This window comes from Lysobacter sp. FW306-1B-D06B, assembly GCF_038446665.1.
Lineage (GTDB): Bacteria > Pseudomonadota > Gammaproteobacteria > Xanthomonadales > Xanthomonadaceae > Lysobacter_J.
This window is the reverse complement of sequence record NZ_CP151802.1, coordinates 1,325,373-1,350,424: the sequence shown is the minus strand read 5'-3', so window position 1 is coordinate 1,350,424 and position 25,052 is coordinate 1,325,373. Positions and strand designations below refer to the sequence as shown.

General features: G+C 67.0%; 26 protein-coding genes. 10 read left to right on the top strand and 16 right to left on the bottom strand.

What is annotated here, in order from left to right; genetic code table 11:
• Positions 1-6 precede the first annotated feature (6 nt).
• Positions 7-1,011, top strand: a complete 1,005-nt coding sequence (locus tag AAFF32_RS06180) for a DUF2235 domain-containing protein (protein ID WP_216961065.1) — start codon at positions 7-9, stop codon at positions 1,009-1,011.
• A gap of 62 nt (positions 1,012-1,073) precedes the next feature.
• On the opposite strand, the gene AAFF32_RS06175 is transcribed toward AAFF32_RS06180, so the two are convergent.
• The 7 genes from AAFF32_RS06175 to AAFF32_RS06145 all read right to left on the bottom strand — a co-directional run bounded on the left by AAFF32_RS06175 (position 1,074) and on the right by AAFF32_RS06145 (position 6,960).
• Positions 1,074-1,439, bottom strand: a complete 366-nt coding sequence (locus tag AAFF32_RS06175; RefSeq protein WP_342316823.1) for a hypothetical protein — start codon at positions 1,437-1,439, stop codon at positions 1,074-1,076.
• Positions 1,440-1,469: 30 nt separating this feature from the next.
• On the bottom strand, positions 1,470-1,841 hold the full coding sequence (locus AAFF32_RS06170; RefSeq protein ID WP_342316822.1) for a VOC family protein: 372 nt from the start codon (positions 1,839-1,841) through the stop codon (positions 1,470-1,472).
• A 115-nt stretch (positions 1,842-1,956) separates the two neighbouring features.
• Positions 1,957-2,307 carry a response regulator gene (locus AAFF32_RS06165; RefSeq protein ID WP_342316821.1) on the bottom strand — a complete coding sequence of 117 codons (351 nt, stop codon included), beginning with the start codon at positions 2,305-2,307 and terminating at the stop codon, positions 1,957-1,959.
• 10 nt (positions 2,308-2,317) lie between these two features.
• Positions 2,318-4,060: an ATP-binding protein gene (locus AAFF32_RS06160; RefSeq protein WP_342316820.1), complete on the bottom strand. Its 1,743-nt coding sequence runs from the start codon at positions 4,058-4,060 to the stop codon at positions 2,318-2,320.
• A gap of 1 nt (position 4,061) precedes the next feature.
• Complete coding sequence (locus AAFF32_RS06155) at positions 4,062-5,339, bottom strand: tetratricopeptide repeat protein (RefSeq protein ID WP_342316819.1); 1,278 nt, start codon at positions 5,337-5,339, stop codon at positions 4,062-4,064.
• A complete protein-coding gene (locus AAFF32_RS06150; protein ID WP_216961101.1) occupies positions 5,336-5,485 on the bottom strand; it encodes a hypothetical protein in 150 nt (49 codons plus the stop codon). The genes AAFF32_RS06155 and AAFF32_RS06150 overlap by 4 nt, the downstream gene beginning before the upstream one ends.
• Entirely contained in the window at positions 5,482-6,960 is a 1,479-nt protein-coding gene (locus tag AAFF32_RS06145; RefSeq protein WP_342316818.1) for a glycosyltransferase, read from the bottom strand. Before AAFF32_RS06145 ends, AAFF32_RS06150 begins: the two co-directional genes overlap by 4 nt.
• A 158-nt stretch (positions 6,961-7,118) precedes the next feature.
• Between AAFF32_RS06145 and AAFF32_RS06140 the strand changes: the two genes are divergently transcribed.
• Positions 7,119-8,294 carry an ATP-grasp domain-containing protein gene (locus AAFF32_RS06140; protein ID WP_342316817.1) on the top strand — a complete coding sequence of 392 codons (1,176 nt, stop codon included), beginning with the start codon at positions 7,119-7,121 and terminating at the stop codon, positions 8,292-8,294.
• A complete protein-coding gene (locus AAFF32_RS06135) occupies positions 8,284-8,646 on the top strand; it encodes a hypothetical protein (RefSeq protein ID WP_342316816.1) in 363 nt (120 codons plus the stop codon). The genes AAFF32_RS06140 and AAFF32_RS06135 overlap by 11 nt, the downstream gene beginning before the upstream one ends.
• Here AAFF32_RS06135 and AAFF32_RS06130 read toward each other — a convergent pair whose 3' ends face one another.
• On the bottom strand, positions 8,647-9,657 hold the full coding sequence (locus tag AAFF32_RS06130) for a PIG-L family deacetylase (RefSeq protein WP_216961115.1): 1,011 nt from the start codon (positions 9,655-9,657) through the stop codon (positions 8,647-8,649). It lies immediately after the preceding gene.
• A gap of 227 nt (positions 9,658-9,884) precedes the next feature.
• Here AAFF32_RS06130 and AAFF32_RS06125 point away from each other — a divergent pair, with 227 nt between their 5' ends.
• Positions 9,885-10,610 (top strand): cytochrome c oxidase assembly protein, encoded by a 726-nt coding sequence (locus AAFF32_RS06125; protein ID WP_216961118.1) that lies wholly within the window; start codon positions 9,885-9,887, stop codon positions 10,608-10,610.
• The gene (locus tag AAFF32_RS06120) at positions 10,607-11,086 is read left to right on the top strand and encodes a hypothetical protein (protein WP_216961121.1); all 480 of its coding nucleotides are present in this window, start codon (positions 10,607-10,609) and stop codon (positions 11,084-11,086) included. Before AAFF32_RS06125 ends, AAFF32_RS06120 begins: the two co-directional genes overlap by 4 nt.
• Here AAFF32_RS06120 and AAFF32_RS06115 read toward each other — a convergent pair.
• Positions 11,083-11,586, bottom strand: coding sequence for a DUF2231 domain-containing protein (locus tag AAFF32_RS06115; RefSeq protein WP_342316815.1), 504 nt, complete (start codon positions 11,584-11,586; stop codon positions 11,083-11,085). The genes AAFF32_RS06120 and AAFF32_RS06115 overlap by 4 nt on opposite strands.
• A gap of 81 nt (positions 11,587-11,667) precedes the next feature.
• Here AAFF32_RS06115 and coxB point away from each other — a divergent pair, with 81 nt between their 5' ends.
• The 4 genes from coxB to AAFF32_RS06095 are packed head-to-tail and all read left to right on the top strand — an operon-like array spanning position 11,668 to position 16,540.
• The gene (coxB, locus tag AAFF32_RS06110; protein ID WP_216961126.1) at positions 11,668-12,333 is read left to right on the top strand and encodes a cytochrome c oxidase subunit II; all 666 of its coding nucleotides are present in this window, start codon (positions 11,668-11,670) and stop codon (positions 12,331-12,333) included.
• Entirely contained in the window at positions 12,330-14,864 is a 2,535-nt protein-coding gene (gene ctaD / locus AAFF32_RS06105) for a cytochrome c oxidase subunit I (protein WP_216961129.1), read from the top strand. Before coxB ends, ctaD begins: the two co-directional genes overlap by 4 nt.
• On the top strand, positions 14,861-15,199 hold the full coding sequence (locus AAFF32_RS06100; RefSeq protein ID WP_342316814.1) for a hypothetical protein: 339 nt from the start codon (positions 14,861-14,863) through the stop codon (positions 15,197-15,199). Before ctaD ends, AAFF32_RS06100 begins: the two co-directional genes overlap by 4 nt.
• A 15-nt stretch (positions 15,200-15,214) precedes the next feature.
• Positions 15,215-16,540, top strand: coding sequence for a ferredoxin reductase family protein (locus tag AAFF32_RS06095; protein ID WP_342316813.1), 1,326 nt, complete (start codon positions 15,215-15,217; stop codon positions 16,538-16,540).
• Between the two features lie 118 nt (positions 16,541-16,658).
• On the opposite strand, the gene AAFF32_RS06090 is transcribed toward AAFF32_RS06095, so the two are convergent.
• The 7 genes from AAFF32_RS06090 to cyoA all read right to left on the bottom strand — a co-directional run bounded on the left by AAFF32_RS06090 (position 16,659) and on the right by cyoA (position 23,468).
• A complete protein-coding gene (locus tag AAFF32_RS06090; protein WP_216961136.1) occupies positions 16,659-17,201 on the bottom strand; it encodes a response regulator transcription factor in 543 nt (180 codons plus the stop codon).
• A complete protein-coding gene (locus tag AAFF32_RS06085) occupies positions 17,185-18,477 on the bottom strand; it encodes an ATP-binding protein (RefSeq protein ID WP_342316812.1) in 1,293 nt (430 codons plus the stop codon). Before AAFF32_RS06085 ends, AAFF32_RS06090 begins: the two co-directional genes overlap by 17 nt.
• 34 nt (positions 18,478-18,511) lie before the next feature.
• Positions 18,512-19,315 carry an SURF1 family protein gene (locus AAFF32_RS06080; protein WP_342316811.1) on the bottom strand — a complete coding sequence of 268 codons (804 nt, stop codon included), beginning with the start codon at positions 19,313-19,315 and terminating at the stop codon, positions 18,512-18,514.
• Entirely contained in the window at positions 19,312-19,704 is a 393-nt protein-coding gene (gene cyoD, locus AAFF32_RS06075) for a cytochrome o ubiquinol oxidase subunit IV (RefSeq protein ID WP_216961145.1), read from the bottom strand. Before cyoD ends, AAFF32_RS06080 begins: the two co-directional genes overlap by 4 nt.
• Entirely contained in the window at positions 19,701-20,330 is a 630-nt protein-coding gene (gene cyoC / locus AAFF32_RS06070; RefSeq protein ID WP_342316810.1) for a cytochrome o ubiquinol oxidase subunit III, read from the bottom strand. Before cyoC ends, cyoD begins: the two co-directional genes overlap by 4 nt.
• A complete protein-coding gene (gene cyoB / locus AAFF32_RS06065) occupies positions 20,323-22,302 on the bottom strand; it encodes a cytochrome o ubiquinol oxidase subunit I (RefSeq protein WP_342317234.1) in 1,980 nt (659 codons plus the stop codon). The genes cyoC and cyoB overlap by 8 nt, the downstream gene beginning before the upstream one ends.
• A gap of 104 nt (positions 22,303-22,406) precedes the next feature.
• Positions 22,407-23,468: a ubiquinol oxidase subunit II gene (gene cyoA / locus AAFF32_RS06060; protein WP_216961148.1), complete on the bottom strand. Its 1,062-nt coding sequence runs from the start codon at positions 23,466-23,468 to the stop codon at positions 22,407-22,409.
• 173 nt (positions 23,469-23,641) lie between these two features.
• Between cyoA and AAFF32_RS06055 the strand changes: the two genes are divergently transcribed.
• Complete coding sequence (locus tag AAFF32_RS06055) at positions 23,642-24,952, top strand: MFS transporter (RefSeq protein WP_216961151.1); 1,311 nt, start codon at positions 23,642-23,644, stop codon at positions 24,950-24,952.
• Positions 24,953-25,052: the final 100 nt, after the last annotated feature.

Genomic DNA, 25,052 nt, shown 5'->3' with positions numbered 1-25,052 from the left:
ACCCGTATGAAACGCATCGTGATCTGCGCCGACGGCACCTGGAACATCCGCGACCAGGTGGACGAGAAGGTCGGCAAGCGTCGTCCCACCAACGTGACCAAGCTGGCGCGCGCCGTGCTCGCGCGCGCGGACGGGATCGATCAGGTGGTGATCTACCACGACGGTATCGGCACCGATCCGGGCATGGACAAGTTCACCGGCGGCGCGTTCGGCCGCGGCATCGAGGAGAACGTGCGCGCGTTGTACCGTTCGATCACCTACAACTACGCGCCGGGCGACGAGCTCTATCTGTTCGGCTTCAGCCGCGGTGCGTTCACCGTGCGCACGCTCGCCGGTTTCATGAACCTGGCCGGCCTGCTGGAAAAGGACGACGACTACTACGTGCCCGATCTCTACGCCTGCTACGAGAAGGGCCAGGGCCCGGGCTCGGCGATGTGGACGCAAGCCAACCGCAACATCAGCGGCACCCTGCCCTGCCCGCAGATCCGCATGCTCGGCGTGTGGGACACGGTGGGCGCGCTCGGCGCACCGGGTTTGATGGGCCAGCTGTTCAACAAGGACAAGTACCAGTACCACCGCATCGAACTCAACCCGCGCATCCAGCATGCCTACCAGGCGCTGGCGATCGACGAACGCCGCAAGCCCTTCGCGCCCGATGTCTGGAAACGCCCCCCCGGCTGGACGGGCGTGCTGGAGCAGGCGTGGTTCCCCGGCGTGCACTGCAACGTCGGCGGCGGCTATACGCCCGATGGCCTGGCCAACGGTGCATTGCGCTGGATGGTGGATCGCGCGAAGGCGTTGGGACTGGGCGTGGACGAGGAGTACCTGCGGCACTTCGAGGAGCACTACGACTCCTACCTCGCCGACTCGATGACCGCGATGTACAAGATGATGGGCAGCTTCGTCCGTCCGGTGTGCAAGACAGACCCGGGATCGGAATCCGTCCATCCCTCCACGCGCAAGCGCATGGCCGATCCGAAGTGCAAGTACAAGCCGCCGAATGTGCCGTGAGAAGGGTGATGCTGCCTGCCTGACGCGGACAGAGCGATAGCAGCCATCGCATCGCCGCCCGCTCAAAGCGGATGCACGGTCAGCGCGAACAGGCAGGCGGCCATCGCCAGTCCGACCAGCAGGCAGGACGCTCCCTTGCGGGCGGGGGCAGTGACGTACGCCGCCGCACTTCCAACCACGACAATGAGAATGAGCGCCCCGAGCCGGAACGACGACTCCGCCGTCGAAAACCAGGGTGCAGTGCACACCTCGACCGGGCCACCGATCTGAGGGGTCAGAACCAGGCGGGACGCCGCAGGGCACGCCTTCTGCAGCAGCGCGTAACCGAGCCACACCAATCCACCGGCGATGACACAACCCGCCGCGACGGAAGGAACCAGCAGCAGCCATCGCAACATTGACGCACGCATCGCGGCAGCCTTCGTCATCATGATTGGAATGCGCTCATGGCCCGATCGCTACACATGCTGATCCAGCATGATCACGTTCCCATCCGGATCCGACAGGATGATGTGCGCAGGACCCGAGGTGTCTGCGTCCGCGCGCGTCGCCAGCGTGATGCCCTGTGCTTCCAGCGACTTCTGCACCTCGCGAACGTCCGTGAAGGACGCCAGCGGATTCGCGCCCTGGTCCCATCCCGGATTGAAGGTGAGGATGTTCTTGTCGAACATGCCCTGGAACAGGCCGATCACCGTCGAGCCGTTGCGCAGGATGAGCCAGTTCTGCGACTGGTCGCCGGCGAACCTGGAGAAGCCGAGCTTCTCGTAGAAGACTCGTGAGGCTTCGATGTCCTTGACCGCGAGACTGACTGAAAACGCGCCGAGTTCCATGGGCCTTCCTCCGGATCGTTGAAGTCGTGCGGGGTGACCCGAAGGATACCGGCGTCGCGGCGTCCGTGACGCCGTAGCGCGTCGGCGCCGCCAAAGCACCGTGGCCGGAGCCCAGTCACGCCATTCCGATCGCCGCCTGCACCGCCACGCTGACCGGCTTCTGCAGCACTTCGTCGAAGCCGCTGTCGCGCAGCGTGGCCATTTCCTCCGGCTGCACCGAGGCGGTGTAGGCGACGATGCGCAAGGCGCCGTGCCGGCGCTTGCGCAGTTCCCGGCAGACATCGCGGCCGTCCATGTCCGGGAGGCCGATGTCGAGCAGCACCGTGTCGACCGGCGCCCGATCGAAACTCGCCAGTGCGGACGCGCCGTCCTCGCACTCTTCGACCGTCCAGCCGCTGCGTTCGAGAATGGCGCGCGCAAGCTTCCGGTTGACCAGGTCGTCATCCACTACCAGTACGCGACGCATGGCGATGGCCTCATTGGGTGGGCGAGGTGGGCGGCGCGGGCGGTCCGTCCCGCGGGATCCAGAAGGTGACGTCGGTGCCCTGCCCCTGCGTGGATGCGACCTCGATCCCGCCGCCGTGCAGCGCAAGCAGTTCTTTCGAGAACGCGAGCCCGAGGCCGGAGCCCGCCTGCAGCCGCGACTCCGCGTCGCGACCTTCGCTGAAGGGTTCGAACAGGTGCTGCTTGACCTCATCGCTCATGCCGATGCCGGTGTCGGACACGCGAACCATCACGCGTTCATCGGCCGTGAACAGTTCCATCGACACCTTCCCGGCCCGGGTGAACTTGATCGCGTTGTGCGCCAGGTTGTTCAGCACTTCGCGGATGCGCACACCGTCGCAGAGGACAGCCGCGGGGAAGTCGGGCGCGATCTGCAGGCGGTATTCCAGGCATTTTCCTTCGGCCACGACCGAATGCGTCCTGGACACGCTGGTCGCGATGTCCTTGAGGTCCACCTCGCGCAGTTGCAGTTGCAGCGTGCCGTTCCGAAGCTTGGTCAGGTCCAGGATCATGTTGACCAGATCCAGCAGGTGGCTCGCGCTGTCGTGGATGTATTCGCCGTACTGGCGCGGCTCTTCCTCGTGCGCGGTGATCTTGATGAGTTCGGCGAAACCCAGGATGCCGTTGAGCGGCGTGCGCAGGTCGTGGGAAATCTTGGCCAGGAAGCTGGACTTGAGTTCGTTCGCCCTGCGTTCGCTCTCGGCCAGTTGCTGCAGGATGCGTCGCTGGCGCCGGGCGAGGATCGCGCCCATCACGGTCAGCAGGCCGACGCCAAGGGTGAACGCCGTCGTGCCGGCCAGGTAGAGCTGCCGGCGCCGTTCGAAACCGCGCAGCACCACGCCGCGCGAAATGCCCACGACGATGGTCGCGTCGTAAGCGCGCAGGTATCCGCCCGACCACAGGCGCGGCACAGCATCGAGGCGGGCGTTGGGTCGCGGCTGGATATCGCCGTTGCGCGTGCGGTAGATGGCCGGTCCCTCCGGCCACCGTGATGCCGCAAGCGCCGCGCCGCCCAGTCGCACGGCACGCAGGCGTCCGTCCATCCCGAGGATGGCGGCCACATCATCGCGACCCAGTTCGATGCTGCCGAACTGACGCGCCATGGGCCCCACGTTCAAGCGCGGCAGGCTGGCCAGTACCTGCTCCGGCCGCACGAAGACGGCCACGTGTCCCGCCAAGGCACCGTCACGACGCAGAATGGGCCGACTGAAAGCGAGCAGATCGGGGCGGCCGCGTTCGGCGCGCAGTGCCGTGGAAAACACAGGCCGGTCCACCGCCGGTCCGTCGTTTCGCTGCGGCATCGCCTTCGCCAGCCACTGCGGCGCATCGGGCCCCTTGCCCGCGATGATCCGGTTGGACGCATCCAGCACCGCCACCTGCACCTGGTGCGACTCGCGGAAGCCGGCCCGCGTCAGCATGCGGGCGATGTCGTCCTCGCGCATGCCGGCGACATAGGCCCTTCGAACCACGCGCACGATCTGATCGAGGTCGTCGAGGTTGTGCCGCGCCATTTCCGCGAAGGAGCGACTCAGGCCGTTGGCTTCGCGATAACCCTCCGCCAGCGCGGCGTTCCGGTCCTTCGAGATCTGGTCGAACGTGACGATCCACGCGAAGCAGATCATCAACGGGCTCACCAGCACCATCACCCACGCCGGCTGGATGCGGTTCGCCCAGCGACGCCATCCGGATTCGCGCGGGGCCGGCGCGTCGACCATCCTATTGCCACTCCATGCGCCAGCCGACGATCGCGTCGAATTCACCGCCCAGGCTGCGGTGTTCGAAGCCGAAGGTGATCGCCTGCCGCGGCGACACCGGCCACACGCCGCGCACGTGCGCGATGACGTTGGACGGATCGGAACCGTAGCCGACGCCGCCGGTCAGCTGCAGGCGTTCGCGCTCGTAGGTGAAGTCGGCGACATAGGCCATGGTGTCGTCACCTAAGCGCGGCTGCGCGTAGTAGGCGATCAGCGTCGCGTAGGTCCGCTGCGACATCGGCACGCTCATGCCCAGATGCCAGAGGCGATTGTCCAGGCTTGACGGAAACTGGCGGCGCACGCCGGCGAATCCCTGCACCTGGCCGAACAACCGGTGGCCCACGTTGAGTTCGACGCGCTGGGTGTCCTGGATCACGTCATGGCGCCGGTACTCGACGGCGATCTCCCAGAAATACTGCGCGGGCACGCGATGGAGCCAACCCACGCGCAGGCTGTCCAGCGGCGTCACCGCGCGGTCGATCGGATCCTGCGTGAACACTTCGCGATCGTTGTTCTGGTATCTGGCATGGAACTCGTCGCGCGCGTTGGGCGCCATCGTCCATTGCGCTGCGACGCTGTTGGATGCGCCCTGCGGCACATCCTCGCGCCCCACGGCCAGGTCCAGGCGATGACGCCAGCCCAGCGCCAGCTCGGTGAGGCCCGCGCGCACTTCCGGATCGTCGGGCTCGGCGGCCTGCAAGAGCTGCAATCGCGCGCGCGCCTCGTCGTAGCGGTGCTGCTGCAGCATCGCCATCGCAAGACCGGTGCGTGCTTCGCGGTCGTTGGGATCCTTCGACAACAGCGCCTGGTAGATGCGCTCGGCCTCTTCGGGCCGGTACTGCTGGCGCGCCACGCGCGCGAGCCCGAGTTGCGCGGCACGCGACGTGGGGTCGATCTCCAGCGCGCGCAGGTAAAGCGGCTTGGCCTTGCCGGGCTGCTGCTGGAATTCGTAGGTCACCGCCAGCTCCAACATCGGCGACAGTTCGGAAGGCGCCTGTGCGTGGGCGCGCGAAAGCAGGTCCACCGCGTCGTTCAAACGCTTGTCGTCGCGGGCGAGCACGCCGGCAAGCAGATCGACGCGGTAGTCCGTGCTGGCCGCCGCGCGGCATGGGTCGAGCATGCCCTGGATGCGCGCGTCCTGCCGCGGTTGCTGCGCCATCAACTGCTGCGCAAGCTCGATCTCGCACGTCGAAGGCGGTGCGGCCAAGGCGGCGATCAGCGGCAGCAGCACGGGGCTCATCGCCCTACCCAATAGCGCAGCACGGCCAGTGCCAGCAGCAGTGCAAGGAGCACGAGTTCGGCGTACAGCAGGCGCCGCTCGCGCCGCATGTCGGCCTTGAGGGCCGTGGAGAATTCCGTCGCCGCCGTGTCGATGTCGTCGTTCATCCCAGCTGCCTCACCTTGCCGACCTTGACGGTCTTGTCCCACTGACGCTCCGCGCCGCGCCACTCGGCCACGTAGGCGGCGAAGGACACCGCGCACAGCACCGGGCCGTAGCCGACCACGGCGAGCAGGGGTCGCACGATCCAGGCCGGAGCGCCGGCGCGTTCGAGCCGGTACAGCCCCCACGCCGCCGCCATGCAGGCGCCGACCCAGGCGTACAGCAGCACCGCGACGACTGCCCGCCAGTCCCAGCGTCCGTCGAATCCCGGGAACGACGCCAGCAGCGATTGCATCTGCGCCGGAAAGATCGACCACACCATCAACCCCACCGACACCAGCCCCGGGAAGAGCACGCCTTCCAGCCACGCGCGCCTGGCCGTCGGCGCATCGATCACGCACGAGAACAGCAGCACGAACAGGTAGACGAAGGCGTTGATCAGCCACAGCACGTGGAATGCGCGCCACGCCCAGCCCTGATGGACGAACAGCAACGTCAGGCCGCCCGCCATCGCGGCGAGCATCAGGATCGGCATCAGCAACGTCGAGAACCAGATCAGCCCGAACATCCATCCGCCGATGCCACGGTGGGAGAACGGCCGAAACCAGGCGTGTCGGAACGCCCACGTCAGTTGCAGGTTGCCGCGTGCCCAGCGCAGGCGTTGCTTCCACAGGCTGGCGAGCGCGTCGGGCTCCTCCGCCCACACGATTGCATTGGCGTCGAACAGCGCGCGCCGCCCGCGCAGTTCGGTGAGGAAGGTGCTGTAGGTGTCTTCCGCCAGGGTCGAGGTGTCGATGGCGCCGCCGATGGCGATGAGGTTTTCGCGCGTGTGCAGCTGCGCGCCGCCGGCCAGGCAGGCCATCACGCCCATGACGTTCTGCGCCCGGCGTGAGGCGGCCTGCGCGGTGATGTATTCGAAGGCGATGGAACGCGAGACGAAACCGCCGGGCGCGCTGCCTTCCTTGATGTACGCCGTGACCGCGCCGACCTGCGGGTCGTGGAGGTGGCGCACCATCTTCGACAGCGCATCGCGCGAGAACACCACGTCGGCATCGGTGATCAACACCGCCTGCATCCAGTCGTCGTCGAGCACATGCGCCAGGCCGTGATTGAGCGTGTGCGCCTTGCCCTGCCCGCCGTTCTCGCGGCGCAGGTGGAAGACCGTTCCCGGGTAGCGCAGCGCCGCGGCCTGGGCGACCTGCGGCGTATCGTCGGTGCTGGCGTCGTCGATGATGTACACGCGCAGGGCATGACGCGGATAGTCCAGCGACATCATGTGTTCGACGGTGTTGTCGATCACCAGGCCTTCGTTCCAGGCCGGTATCAGCACCGCGACGCGGCAGGTCACCGGCGCGCAGAGCGGGTAGTGGTTGCGCACGCCGTGGACGCCGACGAGCAGGAACTGGAGCAGCGCTGCAAGTTGCGGCGCCGCGCCGAGGAACACCGCGACCACACACAGCCACACCAGGATGTCCAGCATGCGCTTTGGCCTCCGGAACGCCTGCCGGCGGACGCATCGGCGATGACCGGGTCCTGTGTACCACACCCCACGCATGCGCCGGGCGAATCCGGAACGCGTGAAGGCAGCCATCACGACGGAGCGGATAGCTTCCCGACATCCATCCACGAATCGCGAACATGCGCGTTCTGGTCACCGGTGCGGGCGGACCCGCAGCGGTCAGCGTATGGAAATCGCTGGCCGCCGAGCACGAGCTCTTCCTGGCGGACATGGATGCGAATTCCCCGGGGCTCTACCTGGTACCGGCGTCGAACCGGTTCCTGATTCCGCGCGGCGAAGATTCCGGGCTGGTGTCCGCGCTGCTCGAGCTGTGTCGCGCGCAGTCCATCGACGTGCTGATCTCCACCGTCGATCCCGAGCTGGCGCCCCTGGCCGAAGCCGAGGCGGCCTTCACCGCGCTGCGCACACGTGTGCCGCTGTCGCCGGCGGCGGTGCTGCATCGCTGTCGCGACAAGTGGGCCCTGATGTCGCACCTGGCCGGCAATCCGTTCGTTCCCGAATGCGTGCTGCTTACCGACGACACGCGCGCCGGGATCGTCCGCTTCCCGTGCTTCGCCAAGCCGCGCGCGGGCGCCGGTTCGCGCGGCATCGCGCTCATCGAACGCGCGGCCGACCTGGATGCCCTGCCCCGGGACGGTTCCTATCTCGTGCAGGAACTGCTGCCCGGGCCGGAGTTCTCCGTCGACGTGTACGTGAGCCAGCACGGCGAACTCGTCGCGGCCGTTCCGCGCGAGCGCATCCGCACCGATTCGGGAATCGCGATCACCGCGCGCACCGTACACATGCCCGAGCTCACGGATGCCGCCGCCGGTATCGCGCGCGAGGTCGGCATCCGCTACGTGGCCAACATCCAGTTCAAGCAAAGCCGCGAAGGGCCGTACAAGTTGCTGGAGATCAACGCGGCCGTGGAGACGTGGCCGATCGAAGAGTTCTCGTACCTGGCGCCCGCGCGCGCGGACCGCACCAGTCCGGCGCAGCGCAAGCCGATGGTGACGCAGTACTGGCAGCGCGCCGATCCTTTCCACGTCGACGGCGAAGGGGCGGAATCGTTCGCGCAGTTCGTCGGCCGCCTGCGCGCGTTCCACCTCCGGCTGTGGCAACAGGAGGGTCACGTCGTAGTGTTCGGGCACGGGCAGTTCCTGCGCGGTTTCATGATCGGCCTGGATGATGGATTCGCCGATTCGCGCGAAGCGATGCGGCATTTCCGCGAGGCGGAAACCGCGCAGCCCGTGCGCAACGGCGAGATCCTCGCCGTGACGCTGCCGCCTCCGGACGCAGCCGCCGATGAAGCATGAGGGCGATCTGGATCTGGAACAGGCGGCGCGCCTGCTGGGTGATGCGGGGCTGGTGCCGTTGGTGGTGGAGACCTTCGCCGAGGCCGCGCAACGCCTGCTGCCGCAGCTCAGGCAAAGCATCCTCGCCAATGAGGAAGGCGAGGTGCGCCGGCATCTGCACCGCTTGACGCCGACACTGGCGCTGCTGGCCCGACGCGATATGCAGGATCACTGCGAACGCGTGTCGGCGATGTGGCACGCGCCGGTTTCACCCGAGCGCGAGCCGCACTCCCTCGCGCTGGTGGATCGCATCCAATCGCTGCTGCGCGAAGCAGCGCAGTCGTCGGCCGAGGGAACGGACGGCGCGGCGTGATCAGGGCCCGCGCTGCCGGATCACTTCCAGCGGTTCGGCCATCACGTAGCCGGCGAAACGGCCCCAATAGCGCGCCGTGGCGACGATCAGATCGGGCGCGAGGTACGCGCGCGATGCCGTCTGGCTCGAATAGGCGTCGATCGCGTCGAGCTTGTGCTGCATGTGGCCGGAGATGTCGATGAACAGCCCGGGCCGGAACTCCACCGTCGCCGACGGCGGCTGATAGCAGTAGACATTGCCCACGCTGCGCGCGGCGACCATCGTGGCGCGATGCGTGTTGCGATGATCCTGATGGGTGTCGTACTGCGAATGCGTGTAGACGTGCGTGGGCTGCACCTCGGCGATCGCCTGCTGGATCAGTTCGATGCTGGTGCCGCCTTCGGGAATCTGCGTGTCACGCAGATCGGCCAGGATCAAGCGTGCACGGAGCAACTCCGCTGCCGCATGCGCCTCACGCGCGCGGATCATGGCGTCACCGCCCTGCGCGCCGTGGCTGAGGGTCAGGATGGTCACTTCGTCCTGGTTGGCCGCATGCATCGACAAGGTGCCGCCGCACCCGATCTCCACATCGTCGGGATGCGCGCCCACCGCCAGCACCGAGCGGCGCTCATGCCGGCGACGCGTGAGCGTCTGGCCGGCGAGTTTGTGCACTTCCTTCAGGAACACCTCTTTGCTGAAGGGTTTGAAGAGCAGGCCGTCGGCGTTGTTCTGCAGCGCCGTGCGCGCGTACTCCGCGCTGACCACGCCCGTCATCACCAGCACGCAGGTCCATCGATACGCGGCCTTGGCTTCCTGGATGAGGTCCAGCCCGCTGGCGCCCGGCATCTCGACGTCGGTGACCATCATGTCCCAGTGGCGCGAGTGAATCGCGACGCGCGCCTGCACCGCGTCTTCGGCCAGGGTCACCTGCGCCAGGCCGTCTTCCTCGAGCCATCGCCGGACGATCAGCGCGTACTCGGGGCTGTCTTCCACCACCAGGACCTGCAATGGAAGGCTCAGCTTGGAGGCCATCTCGTGCTCCAGGGGCCAGGGCGCCGATGCGCGGCGAGAATCGCGGCGCCGCGTGCAAGGTTAGCGCATGCGTGATGCGGCGCGTCTCTCCAGACCGCTGCGAACGGCCGCGCCCACCGCATCGACACACGCCCAACACCCCGCCTTCACTGCCCATCGGCTAAGACTCCCCCGGCTCGGGGCGCACACCAGATCGGGGGCGTTGGGCGGGAGGAGGAGATCGAGCCATGCCGGTTCCGATGATCGCCTACTGCGGGCCAGCCGCCATTCCCGGCGACGTGTGGACGCGCTGGAATTTCGATCCCTGGCTGATCGCGATGCTGCTGTTCCTCGCGGCGGCGCTCACACGTGCGCGCGCACCCCACAGGCGGGCCGGCTGGAGCGCGATCGCGGTGATGGCCGTCGTGTTCGTCTCGCCGCTGTGCGCACTCTCCTCGGCCCTGTTCTCGGCGCGCGTGCTGCATCACGTCCTGCTGGTCGCCGTGGCGGCGCCGCTGCTGGCGATGGCGTTTCCGTCGACGAAGGCAAGCCGCCTGCCGCTGGCCGCCGTGGTCGCGGCCCATGCCGTGATCCTCTGGCTGTGGCACACGCCCGGCGCGTACACGTGGGGCCTGGCCAGCGTGGCCGCGTACTGGCTGATGCAGGTGACGCTGCTGGCAAGCGCGTGGGTGATGTGGCGCGCGATCCTCGCGCCGTCGACGCCGATCGGTTCGGCGCTGGTGGCGTTGGGCGCGACCATCGGGCAGATGGGCCTGCTGGGCGCGGTGATCGTGTTCGCGCCGCGCCCGCTCTATCTGGTGCATTTCGCCAGCACGTATGCGTGGGGGCTGGATCCGATGTCCGACCAGCAACTGGCCGGACTGCTAATGTGGGTCCCGGCCGTGGTGCCCTATCTGATCGCCGGGTTGTCGATCGCGGCATCGGGCCTGCGTCCGCGCGAGAGCGGCGTATGACCACGCTGCTCAAGTTCATCCACCTGGCCGCCATCGCGGTGTGGTCGGGTGGATTGATCGTGCTGCCGTTCCTGTTCTGGCAGCGGGGCGCGCTCGTGCCCGGCACCGAGTTGAACCGCCTGCACCGCATCGCGCGACTGGTCTACGTGGACCTCACCTCGCCCGCCGCCTACATCGCCATCGCCAGCGGCACGGCGCTGATCTTCCTGCAGGCCACGTTCCTGGAATGGTTCTCGATGAAGATGGTGCTGGTCGGCCTGATGGCGATGCTGCACGTCGTGGCGGGGCTGATCCTGGTGAAGCTGTTCCTGCCCAACGGACGACTGGGCCGTCCCTCCTGCATCGCGCTGGCCGTGGCCTACGCGGTGCTGATCACGGCGGTGATCTGGGTCGTGCTGGCCAAACCGCATCTGGATTCGAACCTGTTCGCGGCCGGCCTGTTCCAGCCGGGCGGACTGCAGCGCTGGCTTCGCTAGTCCCTGGACGACGAAACCAGAATTCCCACGCCATGATCGAAGACGAGCTTGCCGCCGTGCCAACCCGCGAAGCCCACCATCACCGAGGCGAGCAACGACAGCGCCAGCCCATGCGGCAGGACGGCCGCGGGGTCGATCAGGCGCACGCCCCAGTTGGCGGCGGTGATGGCGACCAGCGTCATCGCGGCGATGGCGTGCGACCAGCTGGCTTCCAGCAGGCGGATGCCGCGCACGAGCAGCAACTCGCCGGTGCCGACGATGCTCGCGCCCACGCCCGTCCAGAACGCGACGCCGGCCGCCCACACGCCGGCCCGCTGCCAGAACGGATCGCCCGACCACCAGTAGCACACGTCCGCACCGAGCGTGGCCACGACGAACGCGACCGGGAAGTGCACCATCATCACGTGGATCGGATGCCCCACCAGGGCCACGGCCGATCCCATGTCCAGCCGCAGGTGCTCCAGGAAGACCTCGCTCATCTTCGACGGTTGCTTCGCCATGGCCCGCGTTCCTCGATCCTCGACGGTGACGGCGCGGATCGTACGCGCGGTCGCGTGATCGTCCGGACAGGATGGATGGGCATGGCGGCGCTGGCGCTGAGCGGATGCGACCGGCCCTTGTCGACGCTGGATCCCGCCGGCCCGGCGGCCGATTCGATCGCCACGCTGTGGTGGGTGATGCTGGCCGGCGGCGCTGTGCTGTTCCTGCTGGTGATGGCGCTGTGGGTGTTGGTCATCAAGCGCCCGGGATGGGGATCGAGTCTCTCGCCGACGCGCTGGATCGTGCTGGGCGGGTTGGCCCTGCCGGCGGTGGTGCTGCTGCCGCTGCTGGCCTATGCGCTGATCGCGGGCGAGCGGCTGCTTCCGCTGCCGGGGCGTTCGCCGCTCCAGGTCGAAGCGGTCGCCCGGCAATGGAACTGGACCTTCCGCTACCCCGACAACGGCGGCATGGCGACGAACGGCGTGCTGCACCTGCCGGCCGACACGCCGGTCGACATCAACGTCACCAGCGACGATGTCATCCACGCGTTCTGGGTGCCGCGCCTGGCGGGGAAGATCGACGCCCTGCCCGGCCACGTGAACCGCCTGCGCATCCGCGCCCCCGTGCCCGGCCGCTACGAAGGACTGTGCAACGAGTTCTGCGGACTGGGCCACGCGAACATGCGCTTCACCGTGATCGTCCATCCCCGCCAGGACTACGCCGCCGCGCTCGCGCAGGCGGGCACCGGCCAGAAGGAAGCGCCATGAGCGAGCACGTCGATCCGGCATCGAACGAAAGTCCGGCGCTGCGGCTGCATCGCCAGTTGTCGGCGATCTGGGCGACCGGGCCGGGACTGCAGCGCCTGGCGGCGGTGAACCACTCCGTCATCGGCGTGCGGATGATGGTGACGTCCTTCGCCTTCTTCGCCATCGCCGGCGTGTTGGGCATGCTCACCCGCGTGCAGCTGGCCACGCCCAATTCCGATTTCATGACGCCGGAGATCTACAACCAGGTCTTCACCGTGCACGGGACGATGATGCTGTTCCTGTTCGCCATCCCGATGGTGGAGAGCTTCGCCGTCTATCTCACGCCGAAGATCCTGGGCACGCGCGACTTCGCCTTTCCGCGACTGACCGCCTACGGCTACTGGTGCTACCTGTTCGGCGGCTCGATCGTGACGCTCTCGCTGCTGTTCGGCGTGGCGCCCGACGGCGGCTGGTTCATGTACACGCCGCTGAGCTCCAACGTCTACAGCCCCGGCATCAACGCCGACGTGTGGCTGCTGGGCATCACCTTCGTGGAGATATCGGCGCTGTCGCTGGCGGTGGAGATCGTCGTGTCCATCCTGAAGATGCGCGCGCCCGGCATGTCGCTGGACCGCATGCCGATCTTCGCCTGGTACATCCTGGTGACGGCGATGATGATGATCGTCGCATTCCCGCCGCTGATCCTCGCCTCGATCCTGCTGGAAGCCGAGCGCGCGTTCGGCCTGCCGTTCTTCGATCCCACGCGCGGCGGCAATCCGCTGCTGTGGCAGCACCTGTTCTGGCTGTTCGGCCATCCCGACGTCTACATCATCTTCCTGCCGATGGCCGCCGTGCTGTCGACGATCATCCCGGTGTTCGCGCGCCGCGAACTGGTGGGCTACCGCGCGATCGTGGTGGCGATCATCGCGCTGGCGTTCCTGAGCTTCGGCATCTGGGTCCACCACATGTTCACGGTGGGCATTCCGCACCTGGCACTGGCGTTCTTCTCCGCAGGGTCGGTGATCGTGGCCGTGCCCACCGCGGTGCAGGTGTTCGCGTGGCTGGCGACGCTGGCGCACGGCAAGCCGCGCTGGGACGTGCCGATGCTCTACATCTTCGGTTTCTTCTTCGTCTTCGTGATGGGCGGGCTGACCGGCGTGATGCTCGCCGTCGTGCCGTTCGACTGGCAGGCGCACGACACCTACTTCGTCGTGGCGCACATGCACTACGTCGTCGGAGGCGCGCTGGCCTTTCCGATGCTGGCCGGCCTGTACTACTGGCTGCCGCTGCTGACCGGACGCGCGGCGGTGGGACGGCTGTCGGTGGTCGCGTTCTGGATCATCTTCATCGGCTTCAACCTCACCTTCTTCCTGATGCACCTGACGGGCCTGCTCGGCATGCCGCGGCGCATCTACACCTACCACGGCTTTGAAGGCTGGAACGGGCTCAACCTGCTCTCCTCGCTCGGCGGCTTCGTCATGACGATCGGTTTTGCGGTGCTGGTGATCGACCTGTTCGTGCAGGTCCGCTACGGCCGTCGCGCGCAACGCAATCCGTGGGGCGCGACGACGCTGGAGTGGGCGATGCGTTTGCCACCGCCGTCGTATGCGTTCGCGTCGATTCCGCATCTGGGCGAGGGCGGCGGTCCCGCCGATGCGGACGAACTGCGCCTGTCGCTGGCGCGCGGCGAAGGCTACCTGGGCTCCACCCGCAACGGCTGGCAGGAAGCGCTGGGCGTGCACGCGACCTCGGGCGAACCGGAGCAGTTGATCGTGCTGCCGCAACCCACGTACCTGCCGCTGGTGACCGGCGTGGCCACGGCCGCGGCGGTGCTGGGCTTCCTGTTCAAGGCGTACTGGCTGTCGCTGGGCTGGGCGATCGTGGTGATCGCGCTGCTGGTGCTGGCCGCGCAACGTTCCGGCCATGCGCGCGACCTGGGCCCGCTGCCGATCGGCAAGGGCCTCAGCGTGCCGCCGCATACCGAAGTCGAAGGTTCGCCGCCTTGGATCGCGCTGGTATGCACGCTGGTCATCGACGGCACGCTGTTCACGTCGCTGCTGTTCGGCACGCTGTATGTGTGGACCGGCTTGCGCGGGACACCGCCGGCGATGCCCGCGCCCGACATGGTGCGTGTGGCGATCCTCGCCATCGCCCTGATCGTCGCCGCGGCGATCGCACGGCGCTCGCTGCGCGCGCTCGTCGGCGGCGCGATGCCGATGGGCTCGGTCGCCATGACAATCCTCGCGCTGCTGGTGGCGATCTTCGCCGGCATGGGGCTCATCGCGCGCATCGTGCCCGCGCCGACCGAACACGCGCTGGGCGCCACGGCTTCGGCGCTGGTCGGCTTCGTGATCTTCCACGCCATTGCCGGGCTGGTGTTCCTCATCAGCAACCTGCTGCGCATGCGCGGCGGATACGTGTCGCAGCGGCGCACGCTGGACCTGCGCCTGACGCGAGGCTGGCTCGACTACACGGCGGTTACGGGGCTGATCGCACTGGGGCTGTTCATCGCGCTGCCGGGGCTCGTCGGCGTGCTGGAGCTGCATCCGTGAACGCGCCGCCGCTGGCGCCACGTCGTCTGTGGTGGCTCGGCGCCGGCTTCGCGTTGTGGTGCAGTGCGCTCGTGGTGCTGTATGCGGTGCACGCGATCGGTTGCCGGTTCGCATGGGCGAGCGGTTCGCTGCGATTGACGCTGGCCGCGCTGCTGCTGGCGCACATGATCGCGATCGGCTGGCTGTGGCATCGCTTCAGCCTGGCCATGCGCGGGCCGGGCCAGACGCCGATCGGCGCGTTCGTGCATGCCGTGATCGTGTGGACGCTGGTCGCAGCGCTCGTCTCGGCGATCATCGCGCTGGCGCCGGCATTGCTGTTGACCACCTGCACCTGACACGCGGGGCCGCCGATGAGCCATCGCGATCTCCCACGCCACGCGCTCTGGATCACGATCTACCTGTTCTTCATCCTGGGCCCGTTGTTCGTGCTGCTGATCGGAGCAATGCCGCCGGCCCGCGACTTCGCCACCGAGTTCTCGGTCGCGCTGGGCTATTCGGGACTGGCGATGATGGGGCTGCAGTTCGGATTGACCGCGCGCTTCCGCCACGTCACACAGCCGTTGGGCGAGGACGTGATCTATCACTTCCACCGCCGCATCTCGCTGATCGCGGTGACGCTGGTGTTCGTGCATCCGCTCATCCTGCTCGTCGCCGGCTCCGAGGCGATGCGGCTTCCCGATTCGCTGATGGAACTGCCGCTGGGCGCGGTGTTCGCGGGCATCTCGATTTGCTCGTTGCTGCTGCTGGTGGTCACCGCGCTGTGGCGCACGCGACTGAAGATCCGCTACGAGGTCTGGCACGCCAGCCACATCGTCCTGGCCCTGCTGGCGATCGGTGCGGGCCTGTTCCACATGATCGCGTGGGGGTTCTACCTCGACAATCCGTGGAAGCGCGCATTCTGGATCGGCGTGGTCGCGCTGTGGATCGCGCTGTTGCTGTACGTGCGCGTGTTCAAGCCGCTCTTCATGCTGCGCCGCCCGTACCGGATCGCGGAGGTGCGCAAGGAACGCGGCGAGACCACGACCCTGGTGATGCGCCCGGAAGGGCATGCGGGCCTGCGCTTCCAGCCCGGGCAGTTCGGCTGGCTCACGCTGTGGGGCAGTCCGTTCAAGATCACCGGACATCCGTTTTCGTTCTCGTCCAGCGCACAGGCGGACGACGGTCGCGTCGAGATGAGTATCCGGCGACTGGGCGACTTCACCGACGCGGTGCAGTCGGTCGCGCCGGGACAGCGGGTGTACCTGGACGGCCCGTATGGATCGTTCACGGTGCGCGACTCCACCGCCGTCAAGGTGATGATCGCCGGCGGCATCGGCATCACGCCGATGATGAGCATCATCCGGACGTTGGCCGATCGCGGCGACAAGCGGCGCCTCATCCTGATCTACGGCAACAAGGACTGGGATTCCGTCAGCTTCCGCGAGGAACTCGAGGTACTGCAGGGACGCACGCAACTGACCGTGGTGCACGTGCTCTCGCGTCCGCACGAGGGCTGGACCGGCGAGAGCGGCTACATCGACGCGGCGCTGCTCAAGCGGCACCTGCCGGAGGGCTATGCGGATCACGAGTACTTCATCTGCGGCCCGGGCATCATGATGGACGCCATCGAAGCGGCATTGGGCGAGATGGACGTGCCGCTCAGCCGCTACCACTCCGAACGCTACAGCTTCGTCTAGGAGACCGCGATGCGACGCCTGCTGGCCGACAAGCTGACGATCGTGTCCGCGGTGGCGGTGGTGGCGCTGGCGTTGCTGTTCGCATTCCTGCGCACCGCCTAGGCGTGCGCCGCGCGACTCACTTGATCCGCCGCTTCTCCAGCTTGCGGGCCAGCGTGCGGCGGTGCAGGCCCAGTCGTCGCGCGGCTTCGGAGATGTTGAAATCGCTTGCGGCCAGCGCTTCGTGGATGTGCTCCCACTCCAGCGTCTTGATCGAGGTCGTGCGTTGCGTGAGTTCGACCTCGGTGTCGCCGGCGGCGCGCTGGAAGGCCGCTTCGATGTCGTCCGTGTTGGACGGCTTGGCGAGGTAGTGGCGCGCGCCGAGCTTGATGGCTTCCACTGCGGTGGCAATGCTGGCGTAACCGGTCAACACCACGATGACCATGTCCGGATCGAAGGCATTCAGGCGCTTCACGCTGGACAGTCCGGAGGCGCCACCGGCCAGCTTCAGGTCGACGACCGCGTGCGTTGGAACGAACGACTCCAGCAGTTCGGTCATGCCCTCCTCGCCCACCACGTGACGCACCTGGTAGCCGCGGCGCTCGAAGGAGCGCAGCAGCGTGCGCGCGAACGCCTCGTCGTCTTCGACGATCAGCAATCTTCGTTCATTCTTCGCGGTCATCGTCTTCATCCTCGATGGCAATGCTCGCGATCGGGAGCGTCATGGTGACCACCGCCCCGCCCTGCGGCCGGTTCTTCGCCGTGAGGCTGCCACCCAGCGTACGCGCAACGTTGAGCGAGAGGAACAGCCCAAGCCCGCCGCCGGGGCGGCCCTTGCTGGTGTTGTAGGGCGTGCCCAGTCGCCGCAGGATGTCCTGCGCGAAGCCGGCGCCATGATCGGTGACGGAGATGACGAGCACGTCGTCGTCGCAGTCCGCGTCCAGCGCCACCCAGGCCGGCGAGGCTTCAAGGGCATTGTCGAGCACGTTGAACACCATCTGCCGCAGGCCGGCGTCCGAAACGATGAGCGGGTCCACGCTGCAGCGGTTGTTGTACCTGAACGCGGTCGGGTTGCGGCTGTCGCGCCATTCCACTGCCAGTTCGTCCAGCATCGCGTGAAGCGTGGTCTGCGTGGGTTCCTCTGCACGCGGTCCGCCGGCGGCGAGCAGGATGTTGGTGACGATCGACTTGCAGCGCGCGACCTGCGCCTGCATCTCCAGGACATCGTTGTGCAGTTCGCCGTCCGACGCGATCGTGGGCAGGTGTTGCCAGTCGCCCAGGATCACCGAGAGCGTGGACAGCGGCGTGCCCAGCTCGTGCGCGGCGCCGGACGCGAGCAGGCCCATGCGCACGATGTGCTCCTCCTCCACCGCACGCTGGCGCAGTTCCGCAAGCCGCGCATCGCGCTCGCGCAGGATGCGGGCGATGCGGGTCTGGAACACCACCAGCAACGTCGTGACGAGAAGGAAGCAGATCAGCAGGCCTTGCACGTAGTAATCGGCCAGGCCCCGCTCGGGCTCCGCCGGCAGCGCGATCTGCGCGTGGACCAGCGTCAGCCCGGTGACGCACAGCGCCGCGGCGGCAGCGATCACCCAGCTCAACGGCGAGCGCAGCACCACCGTGCCCAACCCCACCTGCAACAGGTAAAGGAACACGAACGGATTGGTGATGCCGCCGCCCAGGTACAACTGGATCGTCAGCGATGCGACGTCCACCAGCAGCGACACCAGCAGCGCGCCGCTGGACACCTGCTCGCGTCGGCGCCACCACAACTGGCTGATCAGATTGAAGGCGACGAGCGCGGCCAGCACGGTGAACATGCGCGCCATCGGCAGCGCGATGTCCAGCAGGTAATGCACGAGCAGGATGGTGGCGACCTGCCCGATCACAGCGATCCAGCGCAACTGGATCAGCTGCTGCATGTTGCGCAGGCCCGCGCTGTCACGGGAACCGTTCACGACGGAGTCCCCGCGTGCCGCCTCGTCGATGGCCTCATTCTGGCTCGTTCGTGCCTGCATGACCGGAGCGCGCGTGGTGTCGGTGTCGATCATGGCGCAACCGGCGCTCCGACGCGACCAGGTACGCCCCCGCCACGAGGGCCAGCAACGCCATGCCGAACCAGGTCAGCGCATAGGACAGGTGCGAGTCGCGGAACTTCACCACCGTCATGCCGCCGCGCGGCCAGTCGTTCGACGCGTGATCGCGATCGGCGTCGATGAAGAACGGCGCCACGCGATCCGCCGGCAGCCCGTGCGAGCGGGCGATGGCGGCGACGTCGCGCGAGTACCAGCGGCCCTGTGCGGGATCGTTGCGGCGCAGGAAGCCGCCACCGGGCTCGCTGATGCGCAGCAGTCCCTGCACCGTCACGCGACCTTGCGGTACCTCGCCGGCGGCATCGCCCGTCGGCACGAAGCCGCGATTGACCAGCACGTAGTCGCCCGATTCCATGCGCAGCGGCATCAGCGACCACGAACCCGCGCCGAGTTCCGTCACCGCCTGCGTGCGCGTTTCATTGTCCGGCACGAAGGTGCCGGATGCCTGCACATGGCGGTAGCCGTCGGCGGACTCCGATACGGCCGGCCATTGCGCACGCGCCGGTACGGGAACGGGTGCGGCATGCACGCGCGCATCGACGCGGGCGATCAGATCGTGCTTCCACGCCATGCGCTGGAGCTGCCAGACGCCGAGCGAGACGAAGCCTGCGAACGCGGCTGCCAGCAGCGCGGCGAACGTCACGAACACCCAGGCGCGACGCGTGCGCGGCGCGGGGCGGGAGTCGGCGATCGGCCGGCTCATGGCGCGTTCTTGATCATCTCCTGCATCTCGTGCGCGCCCGGCATCATGTTGGTGTTGAGGTGATGCATGACCCACAGCGAACCGGTCAGCACGATCACCACCAGCACCACCGTGAAGATCAGCGCGAGCGCGTTCCAGCCGCCCTCGGACTTCGCGTTCATATGCAGGAAGTAGACCATGTGCACCACCACCTGCACGGCGGCGAACGCCAGCAACACCAGCAGCAGCGTCGGCGTGGCGACGCCCGGGCCGCCCATCACCAGGGCGAACGGAATGGCGGTCAGGATGACCGAGAGGACGAAGCCGGTCAGGTACTCCTTCTTCGAGACGTGCGGAATGCCGGTCTCGAGGAAGTCGTCGTCGTGGTCGTGGTGTGCGTGGTCACTCATCGCAGCGAGCCCATCAGGTAGACGAAGGTGAAGACGCCGATCCACACGACGTCCAGGAAGTGCCAGAACATCGACAGGCAGGCGACGCGGCGCGTGTTGGCGCGCGTCAGGCCGTGCTTGCGCACCTGCAGGCACAGCACGATCAGCCAGATCACGCCGAAGAACACGTGCAGGCCGTGCGTGCCCACCAGCGCGAAGAACGAGGACAGGAACGCGCTGCGCTGCGGGCCGGCGCCGATGTGGATGAAGTGGTGGAACTCGTAGAGTTCGATCGCCAGGAACGTCGCGCCCAGCAGGCCGGTCACGATCAGCCAGGCGATCAGGCCGCGCTGGTTGCGGGCCTGCATCGAAATCATGGCGAAGCCGTAGGTGATCGACGACACCAGCAGCACCGCGGTGTTCACCGCGACCAGCTTCAGGTCGAACAGGTCCGCACCCGACGGGCCCGCCGCGAAGCTGCGGCCCAGCACGCCGTAGGTGGCGAACAGGCAGCCGAAGATCATCAGGTCGCTGAGCAGGTAGATCCAGAACCCGAGCAGCGAGCCGTTCTCCGGATGGTGACGGCCCTGCGTGTCCAGGAACACCGGCGCGCCGTCTTCACGGGTCAATGCGATGGACTCAGCCACGGAAGGTCTCCAGCTGCACGGTGCGCGCGTGCTCGGTTGCGGCCACTTCCTCGGCGGGGATGTGGTAGTCGCGGTCGTAGTTGAAGGTGTGCCAGATCGCGTAGGCGATCACGCCCAGCAACGAGACGGCGGCCAGCCACCACACGTGCCAGATCATCGCGAAGCCGAACACCGTGCTCACCACCGCCAGCACCAGGCCGGCCGGCGTGTTCTTCGGCATGTGCACGGCGAGGAAGCCCGTGCGCATGCGGGTGAACCCGCGCTGCTTCATGTCCCACCACGCATCGTTGTCGTGGACGACCGGCGTGAAGGCGAAGTTGTACGCCGGCGGCGGCGAGGACGTGGACCACTCCAGCGTGCGGCCGTCCCACGGATCGCCGGTGACGTCGCGCAGCTGCTCGCGCTTGCGGAAGCTGACGTAGATGCAGATCAGGAACGCGGCGATGCCGACGGCGATCAGCACCGCACCGAAGGCGGCGATCAGGAACCAGATCCGCAGCGACGGATCGTCGAAATGGCTCATTCGGCGCGTCACGCCCATCAGGCCCAGCACGTACAGCGGCGTGAAGGCGAACCAGTAACCGGCCAGCCAGAACCAGAACGAAACCTTGCCCCAGAAGTCGTCGAGCTTGAAGCCGAAGGCCTTCGGGAACCAGTGCGTCATCGCCGCGAACAGGCCGAACACCACGCCGCCGATGATCACGTTATGGAAGTGCGCAATCAGGAACAGGCTGTTGTGCAGCACGAAGTCCGCCGGCGGAACGGCCAGCAGCACGCCGGTCATGCCGCCCACCACGAAGGTGATCATGAAGCCGATCGTCCACAGCATCGGCACTTCGAAGCGGATGCGGCCGCGGTACATGGTGAAGAGCCAGTTGAAGATCTTCGCGCCCGTCGGGATCGAGATGATCATCGTCGTGATGCCGAAGAACGAGTTGACGCTGGCGCCCGAACCCATCGTGAAGAAGTGGTGCAGCCACACCAGGTACGACAGCACGGTGATGCACACCGTCGCGTAGACCATCGACGAGTAGCCGAACAGGCGCTTGCCCGAGTACGTGGACACGATTTCCGAGTACACGCCGAACAGCGGCAGGATCAGGATGTAGACCTCCGGGTGGCCCCAGATCCAGATCAGGTTCACGTACATCATGGCGTTGCCGCCAAGATCGCTGGTGAAGAAGTTGGTGCCCACGTAGCGATCCAGCAACAGCAGCGCCAGCACCGCCGTCAGCACCGGGAACGACACCACGATCAGCACGTTGGTGCACAGCGAGGTCCAGGTGAAGACGGGCATCTTCATCATGGTCATGCCGGGCGCGCGCATCTTGATGATGGTCACCAGCAGGTTCACGCCCGATAGCAATGTGCCTATGCCGGCTATCTGCAACGCCCACAGGTAGTAATCGACGCCGACACCCGGACTGAAGGCCAGGCCCGACAGCGGCGGATACGCCAGCCAGCCGGTCGCGGCGAACTCGCCGAAGAACAGCGACATCATCGTCAGCACGGCGCCGGACACGGTCATCCAGAAGCTGAAGTTGTTGAGGAACGGGAACGCGACGTCGCGCGCGCCGATCTGCAACGGCACCAGGTAGTTCATCAAACCCGTGACCAGCGGCATGGCCACGAAGAAGATCATGATCACGCCGTGGGCGGTGAAGATCTGGTCGTAGTGGTGCGGCGGCAGATAGCCCAGGTTGTCACCGAAGGCCATGGCCTGCTGCAGGCGCATCATCAGCGCGTCGGCGAAGCCGCGCAGCAGCATCACCAGACCCAGCACGATGTACATGATGCCGATCTTCTTGTGATCGATGCTGGTGAACCACTCGTTCCAGAGGTAGCCCCACAGCTTGTACTTCGTGATCACGCCCAGCAGTGCGAGGCCGGCGATCACGGTGCCGATGAAGGTCACCGCGAGGATCGGCTCATGGAACATGGGAATGGATTCCCATGACATGCGTCCGAAGATCGGTGAGGACGGTAGGGTGGCGCTTTCGAGGGACATCGCGGAATTCCGGGGCTTTCAGGCCAAGAAACAGGTCGGCACGACAGGGTGGATCGACGGCGGGACGCTTACTGCGCCTTCATGCCGACGATCGAACCCGACAGGGACTGGGGCACCACGTCGTCGACGGCGCACACCTGCGCCGACACGTACGCGCCCAGGCGCGGATCGCCGCGACGCGGCGTCGCCAGCGGCTTCAGGCCGTCCAGGCCCAGGCCACCGGCGGCGTCGATCGCCATCATCTGGTTCATGCACAGGCGGTCCATGTCGACGCAGCGGTTGAGCACGGCATCGAACAGGCCGTTGTCGACGCGGGCGAAGTGACGCACCGGCTCGCGCTCGGACGGCTTTTCCAGTTCCAGATACGTCGCGCGCGTGAGCGAATCGCCGCTGGCACGCACGTCATTGAGCCAGCGCTGGTAATCGGCGTCGCTCTTGCCATGGAACTTGAAGCGCATGTGCGAGAAGCCCGCGCCGCTGTAGTTGGCCGAGAAGCCGTCGTACACGCCGGGCGCGTTGATGACCGCGTGCAGCTCGCTCTCCATGCCGGGCATGCCGTAGATCATGCCGGCCAGCGCGGGCACGTAGAACGTGTTCATCACCGAGGAGGACGTGATGCGGAAGTGCACCGGGCGATCGACCGGCACGGCGATTTCGTTCACCGTCGCCACGCCTTCTTCCGGATAGACGAACAACCACTTCCAGTCGAGTGCGACGACCTGGATTTCCAGCGGTTTCACGTCGGCCGGCACGGGACGGCCTTCCGAGATTCGGTCGAGCGGGCGGAACGGATCGAGCAGATGCGTGCTGATCCACGTGATCGCGCCCAGCGCGATGATGATCAGCAACGGGATGCCCCAGATCACCAGCTCCAGCTGGGTCGAATGATCCCAGTCGGGCTTGTACGTGGCCTCGCGGTTGGACGCGCGGTAACGCCACGCGAACAGCAGCGTGAGCGCGATCACCGGAATGATCACGATCAGCATCAGGACGGTCGCCACGACGATCAGCTGCCCCTGACGGGCGGCGATGTCGCCGGCGGGATTGAGAACCAACAGGTTGCATCCTGACAAAACGGCCGTGCCGAGGAGCAACACGGCGGCCTGCAGGAATCTGCGCGCGATGGACATGTGGGTGGGGGCTTACGGATTGAGCATGATCAATGTATTCCCGACATTACTCCGGGAGAATTGGACGTTTTGTCCTATCGCCCGGCCCGGTTGCCTCTGTCAGGCTATCGTCGCATCCTCCTATGTCCAACCGGCCCTCCTTCCATCGGCCGGTCCATCCGAGTGTCCCGGCGATGACCTCCCTCAGCCCCACCGCTTCCTCCCACGATCACGGCACCAAGGCCCAGCACGACGTCGCCCCGGGCGAAATCGCCGTCGGCGTGGTCATCGGACGCGCATCCGAGTACTTCGATTTCTTCGTCTTCGGCATCGCCTCGGCGCTGATTTTCCCGGCGGTTTTCTTTCCGTTCGTCGGCAGGCTCGAAGGCGCGTTGTGGTCATTTGCGCTGTTTTCACTGGCGTTCGTGACACGACCGCTGGGCACCGTCCTGTTCATGTCGATCCAGGAACGCTGGGGCCGCGGCATCAAGCTCACCATTTCCCTGTTCATGTTGGGCACCGCGACCGCGGGCATCGCCTTCCTGCCGGGCTACGCCACGCTGGGTACCGCATCGATCGTGATGCTGGCGTTGCTGCGCATGCTGCAGGGCCTCGCACTGGGCGGTTCGTGGGACGGCCTGCCGTCGTTGCTGGCGATGAACGCACCGAAGGAACGCCGCGGCTGGTACTCGATGCTGGGCCAGCTCGCCGCGCCGATGGGCTTCATCGTCGCCGCCAGCGTCTTCGCATTCCTGTATGCCAGCCTCAGCGAGGCCGACCTGCTTTCGTGGGGCTGGCGCTATCCGTTCTTCGTCGCGTTCGCCATCAACGTCGTGGCGTTGTTCGCGCGGCTGCGCATCGTGGTCGCCGACGAGTACCAGAAGAAGATGAGCGAGCTGGAGCTGGAGCCCACGCCCATCCGCGAGCTCTTCCAGGCCAAGGGCCGTCACGTGGTGATCGGCGCCTTCGCGGCGCTGGCCAGCTACGCGCTGTTCCACATCGTCACGATCTTTCCGCTGTCGTGGATCCTGCTGTATTCGCAGAAGTCGATCGTGACGTTCCTGATCATCCAGATCATCGGCGCGTTCATCGCCTGCGGCGGCGTGGTCGCATCGGGCCTGATCGCCGACCGCGTGGGCCGCGCGCGCACGCTGGGCGGCCTGGCGATGCTGATCGCGATGTTCAGCGGTTTCGCACCCACGCTGATGGGAAGCGGCAACGTCGGACAGGCGGCCTTCGTGCTGATCGGCTTCGCCCTGCTGGGCCTGTCGTACGGCCAGGCGGCCGGTGCGGTGACCGCCAACTTCGGCCGCCGCTATCGTTACACCGGCGCGGCGCTCACCTCCGACCTGGCCTGGCTGATCGGCGCCGCGTTCGCCCCGCTGGTCGCGCTGGGCCTGTGCTCGCAGTTCGGTCTGGCCTGGCTGGGCGTCTATCTGCTCTCCGGCGCCGTCGGCACGTTGGCCGCGCTGGGCATCAACCGGGCGATGAACTACAAGAGCTGACGCATTGCGAGCCCGCGCCGACGGCGCGGGCTCACGCACGATGTGATCCATGCGCGCGAAAGCGCGTCGCCCTCCGGCGCGCATGGCGCGAGCCCTTCTG

Excerpts from the sequence above, each read along its gene's own strand:
- AAFF32_RS06135 (WP_342316816.1), top strand. The coding sequence starts at position 8,284 with ATGAAGCATGAGGGCGATCTGGATCTGGAACAGGCGGCGCGCCTGCTG.
- AAFF32_RS06155 (WP_342316819.1), bottom strand. The coding sequence starts at position 5,339 with ATGAGCCCCGTGCTGCTGCCGCTGATCGCCGCCTTGGCCGCACCGCCT.
- cyoD (WP_216961145.1), bottom strand. The coding sequence starts at position 19,704 with ATGAGTGACCACGCACACCACGACCACGACGACGACTTCCTCGAGACC.
- AAFF32_RS06095 (WP_342316813.1), top strand. The coding sequence starts at position 15,215 with ATGAGCCATCGCGATCTCCCACGCCACGCGCTCTGGATCACGATCTAC.
- AAFF32_RS06140 (WP_342316817.1), top strand. The coding sequence starts at position 7,119 with ATGCGCGTTCTGGTCACCGGTGCGGGCGGACCCGCAGCGGTCAGCGTA.
- AAFF32_RS06170 (WP_342316822.1), bottom strand. The coding sequence starts at position 1,841 with ATGGAACTCGGCGCGTTTTCAGTCAGTCTCGCGGTCAAGGACATCGAA.
- AAFF32_RS06120 (WP_216961121.1), top strand. The coding sequence starts at position 10,607 with ATGACCACGCTGCTCAAGTTCATCCACCTGGCCGCCATCGCGGTGTGG.
- AAFF32_RS06130 (WP_216961115.1), bottom strand. The coding sequence starts at position 9,657 with ATGGCCTCCAAGCTGAGCCTTCCATTGCAGGTCCTGGTGGTGGAAGAC.
- cyoA (WP_216961148.1), bottom strand. The coding sequence starts at position 23,468 with ATGTCCATCGCGCGCAGATTCCTGCAGGCCGCCGTGTTGCTCCTCGGC.
- AAFF32_RS06125 (WP_216961118.1), top strand. The coding sequence starts at position 9,885 with ATGCCGGTTCCGATGATCGCCTACTGCGGGCCAGCCGCCATTCCCGGC.
- AAFF32_RS06080 (WP_342316811.1), bottom strand. The coding sequence starts at position 19,315 with ATGAGCCGGCCGATCGCCGACTCCCGCCCCGCGCCGCGCACGCGTCGC.
- AAFF32_RS06165 (WP_342316821.1), bottom strand. The coding sequence starts at position 2,307 with ATGCGTCGCGTACTGGTAGTGGATGACGACCTGGTCAACCGGAAGCTT.
- AAFF32_RS06145 (WP_342316818.1), bottom strand. The coding sequence starts at position 6,960 with ATGCTGGACATCCTGGTGTGGCTGTGTGTGGTCGCGGTGTTCCTCGGC.
- AAFF32_RS06180 (WP_216961065.1), top strand. The coding sequence starts at position 7 with ATGAAACGCATCGTGATCTGCGCCGACGGCACCTGGAACATCCGCGAC.
- coxB (WP_216961126.1), top strand. The coding sequence starts at position 11,668 with ATGGCGGCGCTGGCGCTGAGCGGATGCGACCGGCCCTTGTCGACGCTG.
- AAFF32_RS06090 (WP_216961136.1), bottom strand. The coding sequence starts at position 17,201 with ATGACCGCGAAGAATGAACGAAGATTGCTGATCGTCGAAGACGACGAG.
- AAFF32_RS06160 (WP_342316820.1), bottom strand. The coding sequence starts at position 4,060 with ATGGTCGACGCGCCGGCCCCGCGCGAATCCGGATGGCGTCGCTGGGCG.
- AAFF32_RS06175 (WP_342316823.1), bottom strand. The coding sequence starts at position 1,439 with ATGACGAAGGCTGCCGCGATGCGTGCGTCAATGTTGCGATGGCTGCTG.
- AAFF32_RS06055 (WP_216961151.1), top strand. The coding sequence starts at position 23,642 with ATGACCTCCCTCAGCCCCACCGCTTCCTCCCACGATCACGGCACCAAG.
- AAFF32_RS06150 (WP_216961101.1), bottom strand. The coding sequence starts at position 5,485 with ATGAACGACGACATCGACACGGCGGCGACGGAATTCTCCACGGCCCTC.
- ctaD (WP_216961129.1), top strand. The coding sequence starts at position 12,330 with ATGAGCGAGCACGTCGATCCGGCATCGAACGAAAGTCCGGCGCTGCGG.
- AAFF32_RS06115 (WP_342316815.1), bottom strand. The coding sequence starts at position 11,586 with ATGGCGAAGCAACCGTCGAAGATGAGCGAGGTCTTCCTGGAGCACCTG.